This window comes from Boseongicola aestuarii (assembly GCF_900184815.1).
GTDB lineage: Bacteria > Pseudomonadota > Alphaproteobacteria > Rhodobacterales > Rhodobacteraceae > Boseongicola > Boseongicola aestuarii.
Genome location: NZ_FXXQ01000002.1, coordinates 258,280 through 275,649, shown reverse-complemented (window position 1 = coordinate 275,649; position 17,370 = coordinate 258,280). Strand labels below are relative to the sequence as shown.

General features: G+C 59.2%; 17 protein-coding genes. 4 read left to right on the top strand and 13 right to left on the bottom strand.

The annotated features are described in order from the left end of the window. Nucleotides 1-25: 25 nt before the first annotated feature. The 12 genes from BOA8489_RS04300 to BOA8489_RS04245 all read right to left on the bottom strand — a co-directional run bounded on the left by BOA8489_RS04300 (nucleotide 26) and on the right by BOA8489_RS04245 (nucleotide 10,358). Nucleotides 26-1,003 carry an ABC transporter permease gene (locus BOA8489_RS04300; protein WP_093972750.1) on the bottom strand — a complete coding sequence of 326 codons (978 nt, stop codon included), beginning with the start codon at nucleotides 1,001-1,003 and terminating at the stop codon, nucleotides 26-28. 5 nt (nucleotides 1,004-1,008) lie between these two features. Further along, complete coding sequence (locus BOA8489_RS04295; RefSeq protein WP_093972749.1) at nucleotides 1,009-2,136, bottom strand: ABC transporter permease; 1,128 nt, start codon at nucleotides 2,134-2,136, stop codon at nucleotides 1,009-1,011. 3 nt (nucleotides 2,137-2,139) lie between these two features. Then, entirely contained in the window at nucleotides 2,140-3,735 is a 1,596-nt protein-coding gene (locus BOA8489_RS04290) for an ABC transporter ATP-binding protein (protein ID WP_093972748.1), read from the bottom strand. A 71-nt stretch (nucleotides 3,736-3,806) separates the two neighbouring features. Continuing rightward, a complete protein-coding gene (locus BOA8489_RS04285; RefSeq protein ID WP_093972747.1) occupies nucleotides 3,807-4,802 on the bottom strand; it encodes a BMP family lipoprotein in 996 nt (331 codons plus the stop codon). Nucleotides 4,803-4,979: 177 nt separating this feature from the next. Continuing rightward, a complete protein-coding gene (locus BOA8489_RS04280; protein ID WP_093972746.1) occupies nucleotides 4,980-5,399 on the bottom strand; it encodes a GNAT family N-acetyltransferase in 420 nt (139 codons plus the stop codon). Continuing rightward, nucleotides 5,396-6,115 (bottom strand): tRNA (adenosine(37)-N6)-threonylcarbamoyltransferase complex dimerization subunit type 1 TsaB, encoded by a 720-nt coding sequence (gene tsaB / locus BOA8489_RS04275; protein WP_093972745.1) that lies wholly within the window; start codon nucleotides 6,113-6,115, stop codon nucleotides 5,396-5,398. Before tsaB ends, BOA8489_RS04280 begins: the two co-directional genes overlap by 4 nt. Before the next feature lie 93 nt (nucleotides 6,116-6,208). Beyond that, a complete protein-coding gene (locus tag BOA8489_RS04270; RefSeq protein ID WP_093972744.1) occupies nucleotides 6,209-6,772 on the bottom strand; it encodes a NifU family protein in 564 nt (187 codons plus the stop codon). Nucleotides 6,773-6,927: 155 nt separating this feature from the next. Beyond that, entirely contained in the window at nucleotides 6,928-7,383 is a 456-nt protein-coding gene (locus tag BOA8489_RS04265) for a universal stress protein (protein ID WP_093972743.1), read from the bottom strand. 51 nt (nucleotides 7,384-7,434) lie between these two features. Further along, nucleotides 7,435-8,430 (bottom strand): ornithine cyclodeaminase family protein, encoded by a 996-nt coding sequence (locus BOA8489_RS04260; RefSeq protein WP_217897930.1) that lies wholly within the window; start codon nucleotides 8,428-8,430, stop codon nucleotides 7,435-7,437. Then, complete coding sequence (locus BOA8489_RS04255) at nucleotides 8,400-9,266, bottom strand: branched-chain amino acid aminotransferase (protein WP_093972741.1); 867 nt, start codon at nucleotides 9,264-9,266, stop codon at nucleotides 8,400-8,402. Before BOA8489_RS04255 ends, BOA8489_RS04260 begins: the two co-directional genes overlap by 31 nt. Nucleotides 9,267-9,381: 115 nt before the next feature. Beyond that, entirely contained in the window at nucleotides 9,382-9,870 is a 489-nt protein-coding gene (locus tag BOA8489_RS04250) for a VOC family protein (RefSeq protein WP_093972740.1), read from the bottom strand. A gap of 290 nt (nucleotides 9,871-10,160) precedes the next feature. Then, on the bottom strand, nucleotides 10,161-10,358 hold the full coding sequence (locus tag BOA8489_RS04245) for a SlyX family protein (protein ID WP_093972739.1): 198 nt from the start codon (nucleotides 10,356-10,358) through the stop codon (nucleotides 10,161-10,163). Nucleotides 10,359-10,436: 78 nt separating this feature from the next. Between BOA8489_RS04245 and hisS the strand changes: the two genes are divergently transcribed. The 3 genes from hisS to hisG are packed head-to-tail and all read left to right on the top strand — an operon-like array spanning nucleotide 10,437 to nucleotide 13,671. Next, on the top strand, nucleotides 10,437-11,927 hold the full coding sequence (gene hisS / locus BOA8489_RS04240) for a histidine--tRNA ligase (protein ID WP_093972738.1): 1,491 nt from the start codon (nucleotides 10,437-10,439) through the stop codon (nucleotides 11,925-11,927). Continuing rightward, nucleotides 11,924-12,985: an ATP phosphoribosyltransferase regulatory subunit gene (locus BOA8489_RS04235; protein ID WP_093972737.1), complete on the top strand. Its 1,062-nt coding sequence runs from the start codon at nucleotides 11,924-11,926 to the stop codon at nucleotides 12,983-12,985. The genes hisS and BOA8489_RS04235 overlap by 4 nt, the downstream gene beginning before the upstream one ends. After that, nucleotides 12,982-13,671 carry an ATP phosphoribosyltransferase gene (gene hisG, locus BOA8489_RS04230; protein ID WP_093972736.1) on the top strand — a complete coding sequence of 230 codons (690 nt, stop codon included), beginning with the start codon at nucleotides 12,982-12,984 and terminating at the stop codon, nucleotides 13,669-13,671. Before BOA8489_RS04235 ends, hisG begins: the two co-directional genes overlap by 4 nt. A 103-nt stretch (nucleotides 13,672-13,774) precedes the next feature. On the opposite strand, the gene BOA8489_RS04225 is transcribed toward hisG, so the two are convergent. Then, the gene (locus tag BOA8489_RS04225; protein WP_176440205.1) at nucleotides 13,775-14,203 is read right to left on the bottom strand and encodes a DUF1489 family protein; all 429 of its coding nucleotides are present in this window, start codon (nucleotides 14,201-14,203) and stop codon (nucleotides 13,775-13,777) included. Between the two features lie 91 nt (nucleotides 14,204-14,294). Between BOA8489_RS04225 and BOA8489_RS04220 the strand changes: the two genes are divergently transcribed. Continuing rightward, nucleotides 14,295-16,583: an adenosylcobalamin-dependent ribonucleoside-diphosphate reductase gene (locus BOA8489_RS04220; RefSeq protein ID WP_093972735.1), complete on the top strand. Its 2,289-nt coding sequence runs from the start codon at nucleotides 14,295-14,297 to the stop codon at nucleotides 16,581-16,583. The last annotated feature ends 787 nt before the right edge of the window (nucleotides 16,584-17,370 follow it).

Genomic DNA, 17,370 nt, shown 5'->3' with positions numbered 1-17,370 from the left:
TTCGGAGCAATCGGCCCGCCCGGCCTCACCGCTCCTTGACGTAGGGTTCACCGCCCGCACGCGGAGGGATCGCCTTGCCGACGAAACCGGCCAGAATGACCACGGTCAGGATATAAGGCAGCGCGTCCAGAAGCTGTCCCGGAATGTCGATTTGCACCAGCCGCTCGACGGCGTCCGGGCGCAACGCCATGGCTTGCAGGAACCCGAACAACAGACAGGCCCAAAGGGCATACCAAGGCCGCCATTTCGCAAAAATCAAAGCTGCTAGCGCGATAAACCCCCGTCCTGATGACATATCCTTGACAAAACCGGCTTGTAGCCCGGTCGCCAGATACGCGCCGGCCATCCCGCAAAGGATGCCGCAAATCGCCACCGCCGCATAGCGCAGACCCACGACCGATACGCCTGCCGTATCGACGGCGGCCGGGTTCTCACCCACCGCGCGAAGCCGCAGCCCAAACCGCGTCCGGAACAGAATATACCATGTCAGCGGCACCATCAGGAAACCGACATAAACCAGGATCGAGTGCCCCGAAATCAACTCGGCATAAACCAGACCTAACGGCCCGGCGTCCTGCATCTGATCGGCATAGGGCAGGGTGATTGAATTGAACCGCGCGTTAGGTCCAAAGTCTGACAGCGATGGCGTGCGCCCACCTTGGCGAAACCAGTCCTGCGCGATGAGAACAGTCAGGCCTGCCGCCAGAAAGTTGATCGCCACACCAGAGATAAGCTGGTTGCCCCGGAACGTGATCGAGGCCAACCCGTGAATGATCGACAGCGCCATCGACGCCCCGATGCCCGCCAGCAGGCCGATCCAAACATTCCCGGTCAGTGCTGCGATGGCGGCTGAAAAGAACGCCGCCGCCAGCATCTTGCCCTCTAGGCCGATGTCGAAAATGCCCGCGCGTTCTGAAAAAAGACCGGCCAGACAGGCAAACAACAACGGGATCGCAAAGCGAACGGCAGTGTCGGAGATTTGCAGGAAAGTGAGAAAATCCATGTCCGTTACTCCGCCGGTTTCACGACGGTCGTCGCGGGCTCGGGCGACTTGCGCCGAAACATCAGGAACAGTTTTTCAAGCGGTATTCGAACCATATTGTCCAAGGCTCCGGTGAATAGGATCACCAAGGCCTGAATGACCACGATCAACTCGCGTGGCACGTTGGTCCAGAGGCTCAACTCCGCGCCGCCCTGATAGAGAAACCCGAACAACAGTGCTGCAAGCAAGACGCCCAGCGGATGCGATCGCCCCATCAACGCCACCGCAATCCCGATAAACCCGGCCCCCTCGACCGAATTCAAGACCAATCGCTCGGCCTCGCCCATCACGGCGTTGATTGCCATCATGCCGGACAGGCCACCCGAAATCAGCATCGCGATCATGATGATCCGCGTAGGTGAAATGCCCGCATAAAGCGCCGCCGGTTCGCTGTGGCCGTAGGCGCGGATCGCGTACCCAAGGCGCGTGCGCCAGATCAGCAGCCAAACCGCGAAGCACGACAAAAGCGCGATGAAGAACGTCACGTTCGCAGGCGCGCCCCGAAAGGCCGGTTTCTCGCCAAAACTGAACATATCCTGGAACGTCGGCAGGTGCGTGCCTTCCGGAAACTTCGCCGTCGCCGGGTCCATCGCGCCCGCTGGTTTCAAAACCTCGACCAGCAAAAACACCAAAAGCGAGCCCGCAATGAAGTTGAACATGATCGTCGTTATAACGATGTGACTACCGCGCTTGGCCTGCAGATACGCCGGGATAGCGGCCCATGCTGCACCGAACAAGGCGCCTCCGATCAAAGCAACCGGCAGCGCCAAAATCCAATGAGGGAAGGGGATGAACAGACAGACAAGGGCCACACCCACGCCGCCCAGCATTGCCTGACCTTCGCCGCCGATGTTGAACATCCGTGCATGAAACGCCACCGCCACGGCAAGACCCGTGAAGATGAAATTCGTAGTATAATAAAGCGTATAGCCCCATCCGTAAGACGACCCTAATGCCCCCGTGACCATCGTATTCAATGCAGCAACGGGGTCTTCACCGATCGCCACGATCACACCCGCCGAGATCGCAAAAGCGATCAGGATCGATATCAGCGGGATCAGCAGGGCATCCGCCCACTTTGGCATCACATCCATCGCTTAAGCCCCCCGTCCCGGATTTCCGACCCGCATCGCACCCGTTGAGCCTTGCGCCAACGGCGACCGCCCTGTGTCCGTCACACCGGCCATCAAAAGCCCCAACTCGCGCTCATCGGTTTGCCCGGCGATACGCTCGCCCATGATCTGACCGTCGAACATCACGATAATCCTATCCGCCAGTGACATGATCTCGTCCAGCTCGACCGAGACCAGCAAAATCGCCTTCCCCCGGTCCCGCAAAGCCACCAACTGCTGGTGAATGAACTCGATCGCTCCGATATCCACTCCCCGCGTCGGTTGCCCGACAAGCAGCAACTCCGGGTTCCGTTCGATCTCGCGCGCCAAGACGATCTTCTGCTGGTTCCCGCCCGAGAAATTCTTCGCCGTTAAATGTGGATTCGGCGGGCGCACGTCAAAGCGCTTCATTTTGTCGGCCGTGTCCTGCCGGATCGCGCGGTTGTCCATCAGCCAGCGGTTTTTCTGGTAAGCCGGGTCATTGTGATACCCGAAAGCGATGTTTTCCCAGGCTTGAAAATCAAGGATCAGCCCTTCGCGATGCCGATCTTCCGGCACATGCGCAATCCCTTTGGCGCGCCGCGACTGACCGTCCGACTTGCGCCCCGTCAGATCAATCGGCTCGCCATTGATCATCACATTGCCCTTGGCCTTCCGATAGCCACCGAGAACCTCCAAAAGCTCGGACTGCCCATTCCCGGCTACGCCCGCGATCCCGACGATCTCACCGCCATGAACGTCCAGAGAAACGCCCTTAAGGCGCTCGACCCCGGCATCGTCCTTCACCCGCAAGTTCTTGACCTCAAGCACCTTGGCATACGGCGTCGCAGGTTTTTTATCGACGCGTAACAACACCTTACGGCCAACCATCAGCTCGGCCAGATGCTCGGGCGAGGTCTCTTTGGTTTTCACCGTCGCGGTCATTTCCCCGCGCCGCATCACACTCACCGTGTCCGTTACATCCATGATCTCGCGCAGCTTGTGCGTGATCAGAATGATCGTCTTGCCCTCGTCTTTCAGACCCTTCAGGATCCGGAAAAGGTGATCCGCCTCCGATGGCGTCAGAACACCCGTTGGCTCGTCCAGAATCAAGATCTCGGCCTTGCGATACAGCGCCTTCAAAATCTCGACACGCTGCTGCATGCCGACGCCGATATCCTCAATCTTCTTGTCGGGATCGACGTTCAGCTCATACTCATCCGCCAGTTCCGTCAAAAGCTTCCGCGCCTTTGACAACGACGGCATCAACCGCCCGCCTTCTTCCGCCCCAAGAACTACGTTCTCAAGCACAGTGAAGTTCTCAACCAGTTTGAAATGCTGGAAAACCATCCCGATTCCAGCAGCAATCGCCGCCTGACTGTCAGGGATCGTCGTCTCTTTGCCGTTGATGAAAACCTGACCCGAGTCTGCTTTGTAAAATCCATACAGGATCGACATCAAAGTGGATTTGCCCGCGCCGTTCTCGCCAATGATCCCGTGGATCGTGCCGGGCATCACGCGGATGGAAATGTCCTTGTTGGCCTGAACAGGCCCAAAAGCCTTTGAAATGCCTTTGAGTTCAATCGCCGGTGCGTCGCTCACGCCGCTATCCCCCTCGGTTATTTTTGGGGTGCGCCGCCGCAGCGCCGCACCCCTTTTCAAAGTCGCGCGTCTTAGAATTCAAGCGCCGGGCAGCTGTCGTCCGACATATAGTCGTGAACCATCATCTCACCCGAAACGATCTTGTCCGCCGCCGCATAAACCTGCGCCAGCATGTCGTAAGACACGATTGCCTCGTTGTTTTCGTCCAAAGCAACGCCGACACCATAGTTCGCCAGACCCATCACGTTGAAGCCGGTCTCAAGGTCTGTGCCTTGCGACATCGCCTCATAAACGGCCACGTCCACACGCTTCAGCATCGACGTCAGAACCGATCCGGGGTGCAGATAGTTCTGGTTGCTGTCCACGCCGATCGAGAAGATGCCCTCATCGGCAGCCGCCTGAAGAACACCAACACCCGTGCCGCCAGCAGCCGCATAGACGATATCAGCACCCTGGCTGATCTGCGCCTTCGTCAACTCGCCGCCTTTAACCGGGTCGTTCCATGCCGCAGGCGTCGTGCCCGTCATGTTGGCAATCACAGTCGCATCTGGGTTCGCCGCAACAACGCCCTGTGCGTAACCACAAGCAAACTTGCGGATCAGCGGAATGTCCATGCCGCCGATAAAGCCGACAGTGCCCGACTCGGTCTTCAGACCGGCCATCATGCCAACCAGGAACGAGCCTTCGTGCTCATTGAAGACAACCGAGCGGACGTTTGGCTGGTCGACGACCATGTCAATGATCGCGAACTTCGTGTCCGGATAATCAGGTGCGACTTCGTCCAGAACCGAACCGAAGGCAAAGCCGGTCATGACAACCGGGTTCGCGCCAGCTTCGGCAAAGCGACGCAGCGCCTGCTCGCGCTGAGCTTCCGATGTCAGCTCAATCTCGCGGAACGTGCCGCCGGTTTCTTCGGCCCAACGCTGCGCACCATTAAAGGCAGCTTCGTTGAAGGATTTGTCGAACTTGCCGCCAAGATCGAAAATCAGAGCAGGCTCGGCTGTCGCTGTTCCGGCCGACAGGGCCAGCACGGCGCTTGCGCCAAGTAGTTTCTGCATGAGGGTCATGTGGTTTCTCCCAGGTTACACATTTTCAGGAACGCCAAAAGCGGGCAGAGACCCGCGCCGCGTCCGAATTCGTCTGATCATCGTCAGATCATTTCCGATTAAGGCCGCAGACGCCGGATAGGGTCAATAGGAGTCTTGGGGAATCTTATGTTCTGAAGGCCCTAAAATGACGCAAAGTCATGCAGGTAGAAGCGTTTTGCTCATCACGATTGCATCTATCGCTTCGCCTGCCGTGCCCCGGTAGTAGCGCTTGCGCACCCCGGCCTCGCCAAACCCGGCCCCGACATAAAGCGCGCGCGCCGGGTCGTTGGTCGCCGCCACCTCCAGAAAGAGCCGAAGTGCGCCCTTTTCGCGCGCCATTCGTTCAAGTTCTTCCAGGCACCTGCGCGCTTGCCCCTGCCGCCGCGCATCCGGTGATACCGCAAGCGTCAGAAGTTCGGCCTCATCCGCTGCCACGCGGCCCAACGCGAATCCCGCCTCTGTTGTGGCCAATATCGCGCCCGGAGCGTCCAGAAACCCCTCGATTGTCACCGCAGACCAGGCCGGCGGCACGACCATCGCCCGGGCATGGATCGCGGCAAGCTCATCAGCCGTCATGGCAGGATAACAGGCGGAGCGTCGGAAGCGGGTGCCGCATCCGCCGCGCGCACGTAGAGCGGAGCAGGCGGCGCGATGTTCGCAGCGTCGCTCAGCTTTTCAGCCGCGATTCGCGCAAGAACGCTGCTTGCACGAGGCCAATCAATGTCAGCCGACCGAAAGGGATAAAGCTTTTGCGCCCCCATCCCAAGAGCCAGCATTAGATTTTCGGCAAACGGCCCAATCAATTCCGTCCCCACAGGAAGGACCGGAAGATCAGTGTCCAGCCAGCTGTTTCGACCCGAGCCGAGCAAGAACGGCTCATCGACCGGATGCCCCGAACGAAATCGCTGCAAAAACACGGTGTCGCGCACGCCGTTCAGCGTCACGATTTGATGCTCAGGCCCCCCTCGTGACGCCGGTCCCCGCGCAATCTCAAACGCGGACACGCCAATCGCCGGCACCTGCAAAGCCAATGCAAGTCCGCGGGCTGCACTCACGCCGATACGAATTCCGGTAAAGTTTCCGGGGCCCACTCCAACCGCAATTGCATCAAGTTCTTCCCAAACGGCCCCCTCAGCTTGAAGCAATTCCTCCAGCATCGGCATTAGCTGCTCAGCCTGACCGCGCTTCATCTCTTCAAACCGCGATTGCACGATCTTGTCGTCAATCAGCAACGCGGCCGCACAATGCGGCCCCGACGTATCAAACGCCAATATCCTCGGACGCGCCGTCATCTTCTTTTTGGAACAAATATCCCGGGGAGAGCAAGCAAAGCGCGCGGGGGGCAGAGCCCCCTACGATCGCGCAGGTCAATCATCCGCAATGGATCAGGCCGCAACCGGCCGCACCTCGACCACTTCCGGAATGTAATGCCGCAACAGGTTCTCGATGCCCATCTTCAACGTCAGAGTCGACGATGGACACCCGGCACAAGCCCCCTGCATATGCAGATACACCACACCACGATCAAATCCGTGGAACACGATGTCCCCCCCGTCCTGAGCCACGGCAGGGCGTACCCGCGTGTCCAGCAACTCCTTGATCTGGTCCACGATCTCCGAATCCTCACCGCTATGCTCGGCATGACCCGAAACCGGCCTGCTGCCATCTGACACCGCCGGCTGACCCGACTGGAAATGCTCCATGATCGCACCCAGAATGGCAGGCTTCACATGATCCCAATCGGTCTCGTCCGTCTTCGTGACCGTGACGAAATCCAAACCGAAGAAAACACCCGACACACCGGAAATACCGAACAAGCGCGTCGCCAAAGGCGAACTTCCCGCCGTCTCAGCGCTCGGAAAATCAGCCGTTCCGACCTCCAGAACACTCTGGCCCGGCAGAAACTTCAACGTCGCTGGGTTCGGCGTCGATTCCGTTTGAATAAACATCTCATGCGTCCTCTCGATTGAACCTCAGATATGCGTCCCGCACCCCAAAGTGTCAAGACTTTGGAATCATTCTAAACGATGGCGAAACACCCTGTCACCCTTTCAAAAAACCCTGCGCAGGCCCAAAAGGCGAAGCGCACAGCCCTTTCAAGACGTCAGGTGATCGCTTCCAGCTTCTCTTTCGACAATTCCCCCGGCACAATCGTCACCGGAATCGGCAAATCACCGAAATTCCGCGCAAGTTCCGACAGGATCGGCCCCGGCCCGCGCCCCTCGCTCGAGGCCCCAAGCACCAGAACCCCCACATCATTGTCCTCGGCCACCTGCGCCATGATCTCGGCCACCGGCTCGCCCTCGCGGATCACCAACTCGGGATCGACGTTCTGCTTGTCGCGCATCCACTTGGCGAAAACCTCGAAATGCGCATGGATACGCTCGCGCGCTTCCTCCCGCATGATGTTGCCGACACCGATCCAGTGATTGAACTCATCCGGGGGAATGACCGACAAGACCTGCACGCCTCCACCGGTGTGCGCCGCCCGCATCGCGGCAAACCGCATCGCATTCAGACACTCCCGACTGTCATCCAGTACGACCAGAAACTTACGCATCGCTTGTCCCCTCTTTTGGCGATGATCTTGATCGCATCGCGCGCTCTTTGTCTATGGGTCCGGCGAAATCACTTGACCGACGCCCGCCGCCTCGGCCCGCCGAAGTGCAAGCACCGCCGCCGCATAGTCTCCAAGCGCCAACCCGCGAAACACAAACGCACAAGGGCTTTCGGTAGGCCGCGCGAACTCAGGCCCGGTCACCAATTCTGTCAGGTCCCCGGTAATCTGACCAGCAGGAACCATCGGCTTCGGGCTCGCTCGTTCCTGCTCAAGATCATCGACGTAAATCGATCCAAATGCGCCCGCTGTCTCGTCTCTCCACGGGATGAACAAATCGGTAATAGCGGCAAACGTCCCTGGGCGCATCCAAGCGGCATCCAGAAACGGTGCGACCTCATAGTTCAGCGTTATCGAGCTCACCACGATATCCGCTGCCCGAACAGCCGCCTCGGCGTCACATGCTTCGGCCTCCAGGCCCAGCCCGCGCGCTTCGGCCACGAACCGATCCACATTCGCGCGCCCGCGTCCGACGGCAAACACTTTTTTCAACGGGTAAAGCGCACGAAACGCCGCCAGATGGCTCGATGCCTGAACTCCGCAGCCAATAAAGGCAATGCTCTCCGAGCCGGGGTCCGCCATCTTGCGCGCAGCCACAGCGGACAAGGCCGCAGTCCGCACCGCTGTCACCCAGGCTGCACCCAAAAGCGCACGCAAGACACCGGTTTCAGCATCCAGCACCAGGATCGCTCCCGTTGTCGCAGGCAACCCCCGCGCCGCATTGTCCGGATAGACCCCAACCGTCTTCAAGACCGTATATCCGTCGCCGCCCACAGCCAGCGTCGACATCATATACCGCCCATCTCCCGGAAGGATTGCTGACTTCGGTGTCGTCTGAAGCCGCCCCTCGGCCTTGGCAACCAACGCAACCACAATCGCATCAGCAATATCTCCGGGAGAGATATGCAAAGCCTCCAGCGCGCTATCTGGCAGATAAAGATGTTCAGGCCCCAAATGCATCAATCGCGCTCCGACAAAGCCCAGTCCCAATACATTTCCCGCGCACGCCGTGTCACGGGACCAATCTGGTAATGCGTCCCGTCAAACTCGGTCACAGGCGTGATCTTCGACATATTTCCGGTCATGAAGACCTCATCCGCGCTTTCAAAATCCGCAAAAGACAAAACGGTTTCCCGCACAGGGCTGCCATCGCCCGCAAGGTTCACCATATGCCGCGCGCGTGTGATCCCCGCCAAGAAAGTCCCGTTCGCAATAGGCGTGAAAATCTCACCGTCCCTCACCATGAAAATATTTGCCGTCGCAGTCTCGGCAACATTGCCCATGGCATCAGCAACCAAAGCATTGTCGAACCCGCGCTGCCGCGCCTCCACCAGCATTCGTGCATTGTTCGGATAAAGACATCCCGCCTTCGCATTCACCACGGCGTCCTCCAAAACCGGTCGGCGAAACCGAGTGCGGGTCAATCGTGCCGATTTCTCAGGCGGCGCCATGCCGACTTCTTCCAGACAGACCGCAAATCCGGTCGCCTCCGCGCTTGGCACAATCGCCGTCGGATCGCCGTCAATACCCCAATACATCGGCCGGATATAAACAGCGCTGCCCGGCCCAAACGACGCAAGACCCTCGCGCACAATCTCGACCATGTCGGCAGTCGACACCGTCGGAGTCAGCATCAGCGCCTCCGCCGAGCGGTTCACCCGCTCGCAATGCGCCACCAAATCCGGGCAAACCCCGTCGAAAAAACGTGCCCCGTCAAAAACCGTCGATCCAAGCCAGGCCCCGTGATCCGCCGCCCGCATGACCGGCACATCTCCGTCATGCCAGACGCCTTCCGCATAGGTTCGAATAGTGCTGCTGATCGCCATCAAGGTCCCCCTTCAACGGCAAACCCTAGGCCGGGATATGCCTCAGGTCCAGCGAAACCCAAACCCGGACAGACCCCTTCTTTTTGGCAAAAATATCCAAAAACGAACCGTGCCGTCAGGCCTGCCCATCGGCAATCAAAGCGTCCACATCCAAAGGCGCGTTGATCATCCTGAGCGCACCCTCGTCGGTCGTCTCCCACAAATCCGGCGCGCGATCCCAGTAAAGCTCAATCCCGTTTCCGTCCGGATCATCGAAATACACGGCTTCCGACACCCCATGATCCGCCGCTCCGTAAATATCCACGCCCGCCGCGCGTACTTCACCCACCGCGCGCCCCAAAGACGCATGATCTGGATAGACAAACGCCACATGATACATGCCCGCAGCCCTTTTCTCGACTTTAGGAGCACCAAGACTGTCCCAGGTATTCAACCCGATGTGATGATGATACGCACCGGCCGCCAAGAACGCGGCCCTTTCGCCATACCGCAACTTCACGTCAAACCCGAGCACATCCCGGTAAAACGCAATCGAACGCTCAAGGTCACTGACTTTCAGATGAACATGGCCGACACGGGTCTCGGCCGGTGCTTTGTAACTCATGAGATTTCCCCTCAAAAAAATAATGCTAAGCGATCGACAAAGCGAAAGCCAATCTGCAAATCTCAACACCTCATATGTGAGAAAAGAACAGCCCCCGGCGGTTTGGCCGAGGGCTGACACAGATCGGGTCTGGATCCATGGAGGCGACCTTTCCGTACGGCAAACCCCTGGGCAAGAGAGGGACAATTAGAACACGGGCCTGCAGCAGGAAATCCGAAGGGGCTCGGATGTCGCTCTCCTACTTTTGCCGCCCCGTGTAACAGACGAACGACAATCAGACGGCAAAATCGTCAATAATGCGGTGGCCGCTCGTTTCCGATCACAACCCCACCCGTGCCTTCCGCCTCGCGCATCGCCTCGCGCTGCATCAGCATCGCGGCGCGCCGCGTCAGCACCGCAATCTCTTCCGCCTGCTTGGCCACCACATCGCTCAGATCGTCCACGACGCGCTCCAGATGCGCCAGTCGCTCCTCAATCTCGACACTCATCGCCGTCCTCCTTGCCCCAGACCGGACCTCGGGCTAAACCCCGCGCGACATTGCATAAGGCCGGACGCCGAAAATACCATGGCAAAGATCAAAAAGACCCCCCGCCCCAAGGCCGAAACGCCCAAAGGCTTCCGCGACTACTTCGGCGCTGACGTGACCGAACGCCAGACGATGCTCGATGCCATCGCACGGCTCTACCACGCCCATGGCTTTGACCCGCTCGAAAGCGCGGCGGTCGAGACCGTCGAAGCGCTCGGTAAATTCCTCCCCGACGTTGACCGACCCAACGAAGGCGTCTTCGCCTGGCAAGAAGAGGCCGACAGCGACAGACCCGGCGATTGGTTGGCTCTGCGCTACGATCTGACGGCCCCCTTGGCCCGCGTCTTCGCCCAGCACCGCAACGACCTGCCGACACCCTATCGTCGCTATGCGATGGGACCGGTCTGGCGCAACGAAAAGCCCGGACCGGGACGATTTCGTCAATTCTATCAATGTGATGCAGACACTGTCGGCACGGCATCCGTCGCCGCTGACGCCGAGATCTGCATAATGCTCGCCGACGCGCTGGAAGCCGTCGGGATCGAGCGTGGCGACTACGTGATCCGCATCAATAACCGCAAAGTCCTGAATGGCGTGCTGGAAGTTGCAGGGCTGCCCGAAGACGCCACTCGCGAGCGCGGTATCGTTCTGCGTGCCATCGACAAACTCGATCGTCTGGGCGGAGACGGCGTGCGCGCCTTACTTGGACAGGGCCGTAAAGACGAAAGCGGCGATTTCACCGATGGCGCCGGCCTCATCGAGGCACAGGCCAATCGGATCATGGGTTTCATGGCTGCAAAAAGCGCAGACAACGAAATGACTCTTGATGTCCTGTCAAACCTCGTCGGCGACAACCCGACTGGCACCGAAGGCGTCGCCGAACTCCGCCAAATCGCCGACCTATGCACCGCCGCGGGCTACGGGCCCGACCGGATCGTCATCGACCCGTCCGTCGTACGCGGCCTTGGCTACTACACAGGTCCTGTCTTCGAAGCCGAACTCACCTTCGAAATCAAAGACGAAAAAGGCCGTCCCCGCCAGTTCGGATCGGTCGCTGGCGGAGGCCGCTATGACGACCTCGTCAAACGCTTCACCGGCCAGTCCGTCCCCGCCACCGGCATTTCCATAGGCGTCGACCGTCTCCTCGCTGCCCTTCGCATGAAAGGCGCCACCCAAACCGACACCACCGGCCCCGTCGTCGTCACGGTCATGGACCGTGACCGCATGCCCGACTACCAGAAAATGGCCGCAGAGCTCCGCGCCGCCGGCATCCGCGCCGAAGTCTATCTCGGCAACCCCAAGAACTTCGGCAACCAGTTGAAGTACGCCGACAAGCGCAATTCTCCCGTCGCAATCATCCAAGGCTCCGATGAAGCGACCCGCAATGTCGTCCAGGTCAAAGACCTCGTCCTCGGGGCGAAAATCGCCGAAACCGCGACCCACGAGGAATGGAAAGACCAGCCCGCGCAATTCGAATGCGACCGCGCCGATATGGTCGCCCGTGTCCGCGCCATCCTTGATCGGTCATGACCGTCAAGTCCGACATCCGCGCCGAGGCCGACCGCCTGCGCGCCGCCTTCGAGGCGCGCGGTGCCGAAACCTTTGAGCCACAAATTTTGCAGCCCGCTGGCGCGCTCCTGAACCTCTACGGCGAAGAAATCCGCGCCCGCGCGTTCGTCACCCAGGACCCTTTGCGTGGCGAGATGATGCTGCGCCCTGACTTCACCGTTCCGCTCGTTCAGGCCCACATCATCAACGATCGCGCTGAAGCACGCTATACCTACGCTGGTGAAATCTTCCGCCGCCAGGAAGACGACGACACAAGGCCCACCGAATACATGCAGGTCGGCTTCGAGATCATCGGCCACGCCCCAGGCGCGCAGGCCGAAATCGCCGCTGACGCAGAAGTCTTCGCCACAATCGCCGATGCCCTGAACGGCTTGCCCGTTACCGGCACGATCGGCGACTTCAACGTTCTGACCACAGCGATCCTCGGTCTCGACACACCTCGGCGCCGAAAAGACGCGCTGCTCCGCCACCTCTGGCGGCCGACGCGGTTCAAGGCCCTGCTCGACAGATTCTCACGCCCGGCACCGCCCGTACCCGCGAACGCTGATCTGAACATCCCGCATGTTGGCCTCAGAAGTCCGGTAGAAATCGAAACACGTCTTGCCCTCCTTGCCGAGGAGGCCAAAACGCCCCCGTTGAAAACCGCCGAAGTCGACCGACTGATGGCATTGATGGCGATCCGCTCCACCGCACCCGCCGCCGTCGACGACATCAAACGTATCGCAAGCGGAGATGAAGATATCGTTGATGCGGCACGGGGCGTCGAAGCGCTGCTCGACGCGCTCGCCGCCCAAAGTATCGACCCCGCGTCGCTCAATTTCGAAGCCAGCTATGGCCTCACCGCCCTTGAATACTATACCGGTTTCGTCTTTGGCTTCTCCGCTCCAAACTTGCCCACTGTCGCGACCGGAGGCCGCTACGACCTCCTCACCGCGACTCTGTCCGGGGGGCGTCTCATCCCTGCCGTCGGCGGCGTCATCCGCCCCGACGCGGCCCTTGCATTGAAGGTGGCGGCATGACGATCAAGCTCGGCATTCCGTCCAAAGGCCGCCTCATGGCTGACACCTTCGACTGGTTCGGTGCGCGTGGCGTGACCATCACGCGCACCGGCACCGACCGCGAATATGCGGGCCGTGTGGATGGTGCTGAGGGCGTCGAACTCGTCCTGCTCGCGGCCGGGGAAATCCCCCGCGAACTTGCCGCCGGTCGCATCCATCTCGGCGTCACCGGCTCGGATGTGGTGCAGGAAAAGATTGCGCGGTGGGAGACGAAAATCGCCCCCCTCGCGGCCTTGGGCTTCGGCCACGCCGACCTTGTTCTGGCCGTGCCGAAAACCTGGACCGATGTGCGCGACCTCTCGGATCTCGACGCCGTCGCCGACGCGTTCCGTCGCGCGCACGGCTTCCGTCTGCGTATCGCAACCAAATACCATCGCCTTGTCCGCGCGCACCTGAAAGCCGCCGGAGTCACCAGCTATCAACTCGTCGACAGCCAGGGCGCGACCGAAGGCACCGTCGCCAATCTGACCGCGGAAGCCATCGCCGACATCACATCTACGGGCGCCACCTTGGACGCCAATCACCTGAAGGTGATCGGTGACGTCATGCACAAGAGCCAGGCGACGCTGTTTCAATCGCTTACGGCCGACTTATCGAGCAAAGATGAAGAATTACTTGCCGACCTTCGTTCAAAAATCAGAGTCTGACGAAAATCCGCGAACAAATCGCCGATATCTTAACGATGCGAACGGTCGCACCGACGCAATACCGACGTGATACCGACGTTGCACCGACGTGCCTAAATCGCTCCTAACGAACCCCGATATCAGCGAGGGCAGACATCAGTTTTGGCGGTAAATCCTCGTTCGCACGGTCTAGGGAAAGATCGCGTGGCGCATCGCTTGCCGGCAAATACCGCCATCCCTGAAAGGCTCGCTTTGGAACGGTCTCAGTCCGGTAAACAATTGGATCCATTACGATTCCACACCGCCGGATCCCATCGCCCCGATCCACCTCATCAAACCGCACGATCCGCTGACGTGCCAGAACGAGCCCCTTGAAGACCCAATAAATCGAGCCCCCGTCCAAAATCTCGTCCGCCCGCTTCGGCCACATCCGCGTCACATGCCGAGGCAATCCATCCGCCCCCTTGGCCCGACCACTCGCCTGCCATTCCAGCAAGTCCTCGACCTTTGTCGCACCGACGCAAAGCTTAATAAGATGTAGCGACTTATCCACAGATTCTTCCCCAGACCACACAGGATAATCTAACTCATTGAAGCGCGGCATCAACATGTAGTAGTTTTCCCGTCTCACCAGAGGATTCGCTATGACCAGCTTCGCAGCCCCGATCGCCGAGCAAATTTGGGACATGAAATACCGCTTCAAGGACGCGGATGGCACCCCCATCGACGCGACCGTCGAAGATACCTGGCGGCGAATTGCGCGCGCTCTCGCCTCTGTTGAGAATGACCCAAAGCATTGGGAAAGCGTGTTTTATTCGGCTCTCGCTGATTTCAAATACCTGCCCGCCGGACGGATTACCGCTGGCGCCGGCACCGCCCGCTCGGTCACGCTGTTCAATTGCTTCGTTATGGGCACGATTCCCGACAGCATGGGCGGCATCTTTGATATGCTGAAGGAAGCGGCCCTCACGATGCAGCAGGGCGGCGGCATTGGCTACGACTTCTCGACGATTCGCCCCAAGGGAGCCGACGTCAAAGGGGTCGCCGCCGATGCCTCAGGCCCGTTAAGCTTTATGGATGTTTGGGATGCCATGTGCCGCACTATCATGTCGGCCGGATCCCGGCGTGGGGCGATGATGGCGACGATGCGCTGCGATCACCCTGATATCGAGGATTTCATCACGGCCAAATCCGACCCCGCACGCCTGCGAAACTTCAATGTTTCCGTCCTTGTCACGGATGCTTTCATGGCGGCGGTCAAAGCTGATGCACCTTGGGAATTGTCTTTTGATGGAACCGTTTACAAGACGGTCAACGCGGCCGATCTTTGGAACAAGATCATGCGCTCGACTTACGATTACGCGGAACCAGGCGTGATTTTCATCGACCGCATCAATGCGATGAACAACCTCGGCTATTGCGAAACGATCTCGGCCACGAACCCCTGTGGTGAACAACCGCTTCCGCCTTACGGCGCCTGCCTTCTCGGGTCTATCAACCTCGCGCGGCTCGTTAACGAACCTTTCAGCGAAACCGCGCATCTTAATGAAACGGCGCTTGACCATTTGGTCTCGACCGCCGTGCGCATGATGGACAACGTGGTGGATGCCTCGCGGTTCCCGCTCGAAGCACAGCGTCAGGAGGCATTGAATAAACGCCGGATCGGGCTTGGCGTGACAGGGCTTGCGGACGCACTCTTGATGGTTGGCGCGCGTTATGGCTCGGACGAGGCGGCGCATTTGACCGGAATGTGGTTCAAACAAATCGCGCGGGCAGCCTATTTGGCATCGGTTCAGCTCGCGAGGGAAAAAGGGTCCTTTCCACTATTTGACGCCGATAAATTCCTTGCCAGCGGTGCCATGCAGGCGATGGACGAAGACGTCCGCGCAGAAATCCGCGAACACGGAATTCGCAACGCATTGTTAACGTCAATCGCGCCGACCGGGACGATCAGTCTCTATGCCGGAAATGTTTCCAGCGGTATCGAACCCGTGTTCGCCTATGCTTACACCCGCAAAGTGCTGCAAAAGGACGGCACCCGCACCGAGGAGGAAGTGGTCGATTACGCGGTCCAGATGTGGCGCGATAAATTTGGCGATGCAGAATTGCCTGAATATTTCGTTAACGCACAGACCCTGTCGCCCTCCGAGCACGTCAAGATGCAGGCGGCGGCGCAGACGTGGATCGACAGTTCGATTTCCAAGACGATCAACGTGCCTGTAGACATCGACTTTGAGGCATTCAAAGATGTCTATCTGCAGGCTTATGAAACCGGCTGCAAAGGGTGCACGACTTATCGTCCGAACGCTGTCACAGGCTCAGTTCTGAGCGTTTCCGAAGAAAAATCCAGCGCCCCCGAGGTCATTTCCGGGGACGAAGATGCGCCCGCGACGCCGCATGGCGATGTGGTTTATATCGCCGAGCCGCTTGACCGGCCACAGGCGCTAGAAGGCTCGACCTACAAACTGAAATGGCCCGATAGCGAGCACGCTATTTACATCACGATCAACGACATCATTCAGGGTGGCCGACGCCAACCCTTTGAAGTCTTTATCAATTCCAAAAACATGGAGCATTTTGCCTGGACAGTCGCATTGACGCGAATGATCTCGGCAGTGTTCCGGCGCGGCGGCGACGTATCCTTTGTCGTTGAAGAACTGAAGGCGGTTTTCGACCCCCGTGGCGGCGCATGGATGCAAGGCAAATACGTGCCATCGATCCTGGCGGCCATCGGAAGCGTGATTGAGCGCCACCTCGTATCTATCGGCTTCATCGCCGGCGAAGGCATGGGCCTGAAAGAGGATCCGCGCGCGCAGGTCGTGAACCTGAACGAAAGCCGGGGCCCTGCTTGTCCAAGTTGTGGCCAATACGGAATGCACATGGTCGAAGGCTGCATGACCTGCCCAAGCTGTGGTCACTCAAAGTGCGGATAGTCCCCCGAGGAAATTCAGTGCTGACAGCCACAACGCAAGTGTCCGCTGGTCTCTAAAGGACTGAGTTGATTCGTATGTTTCTTGGGGGTTCCAAGCGGCGGGCAGCAGAAAAGCCGACCTAATCCAATTCGCACCTGCAGAATCCTTCGCATAACCGGACCTGCCTGTCTGTCGGGGTTTTCCCCGGATAAGTGCCCGGCGCGTGGCGCAATTTAGGAACTATCCACAAGCCTTCCTCGAAGCTGTCCCCAAGACTATCCCCAAGAAATTTTCATGCTGCAGTGCTTTTTTGTTGGCGCGTTTGGACTTCTTTGCCAACTTGAGATCACCGCAACGGAGCTTCGGCAAAGGGGCGGGGTGCTGAGCCTCTCAGGGTCGAAGCGATTTGAAAAGGGACATCAGTGCCGGATCAGATCGGGTAGGTTTTGAGGAAGTCGCGCGGACCTGTTCGGCCTTCGGGCTGGGGCGGAAAGTACGGCGGATAACAGGCAGAGCGCGCAAGTCAGGATCGCAAGATCGTGGTTTGCAGCGGCGGACCTTCGGGGAAGTCGCGAACGGGCCTAAAGCCCTTTGGGGGGATAGGTTCCAGGAAGACGTCAGGGCGTGTTGGCAACAGCACAATGCAAAGACCGCGTCTGAGCACCTGACGTCTTCTGCTATTTCAGGCTTAACTTTTGGGCCTTTGAAATGCCACGGGGGCCAACTGTTTTTGCAGTCGACCCCCGCTTCTCGTCAGAGCATGCATACCGCGTCTACGCACCTATGATGTGGCGGATAGCCTATATTC

Coding starts and splice junctions, on each gene's coding strand:
- BOA8489_RS04300 (WP_093972750.1), bottom strand. CDS start 1,003: ATGGATTTTCTCACTTTCCTGCAAATCTCCGACACTGCCGTTCGCTTT.
- BOA8489_RS04245 (WP_093972739.1), bottom strand. CDS start 10,358: ATGAGTGTCGAGATTGAGGAGCGACTGGCGCATCTGGAGCGCGTCGTG.
- BOA8489_RS04255 (WP_093972741.1), bottom strand. CDS start 9,266: ATGGCGATCAGCAGCACTATTCGAACCTATGCGGAAGGCGTCTGGCAT.
- BOA8489_RS04270 (WP_093972744.1), bottom strand. CDS start 6,772: ATGTTTATTCAAACGGAATCGACGCCGAACCCAGCGACGTTGAAGTTT.
- BOA8489_RS04250 (WP_093972740.1), bottom strand. CDS start 9,870: ATGAGTTACAAAGCACCGGCCGAGACCCGTGTCGGCCATGTTCATCTG.
- BOA8489_RS04280 (WP_093972746.1), bottom strand. CDS start 5,399: ATGACGGCTGATGAGCTTGCCGCGATCCATGCCCGGGCGATGGTCGTG.
- BOA8489_RS04285 (WP_093972747.1), bottom strand. CDS start 4,802: ATGACCCTCATGCAGAAACTACTTGGCGCAAGCGCCGTGCTGGCCCTG.
- BOA8489_RS04265 (WP_093972743.1), bottom strand. CDS start 7,383: ATGCGTAAGTTTCTGGTCGTACTGGATGACAGTCGGGAGTGTCTGAAT.
- BOA8489_RS04220 (WP_093972735.1), top strand. CDS start 14,295: ATGACCAGCTTCGCAGCCCCGATCGCCGAGCAAATTTGGGACATGAAA.
- hisG (WP_093972736.1), top strand. CDS start 12,982: ATGACGATCAAGCTCGGCATTCCGTCCAAAGGCCGCCTCATGGCTGAC.
- BOA8489_RS04235 (WP_093972737.1), top strand. CDS start 11,924: ATGACCGTCAAGTCCGACATCCGCGCCGAGGCCGACCGCCTGCGCGCC.
- BOA8489_RS04295 (WP_093972749.1), bottom strand. CDS start 2,136: ATGGATGTGATGCCAAAGTGGGCGGATGCCCTGCTGATCCCGCTGATA.
- tsaB (WP_093972745.1), bottom strand. CDS start 6,115: ATGACGGCGCGTCCGAGGATATTGGCGTTTGATACGTCGGGGCCGCAT.
- hisS (WP_093972738.1), top strand. CDS start 10,437: ATGGCAAAGATCAAAAAGACCCCCCGCCCCAAGGCCGAAACGCCCAAA.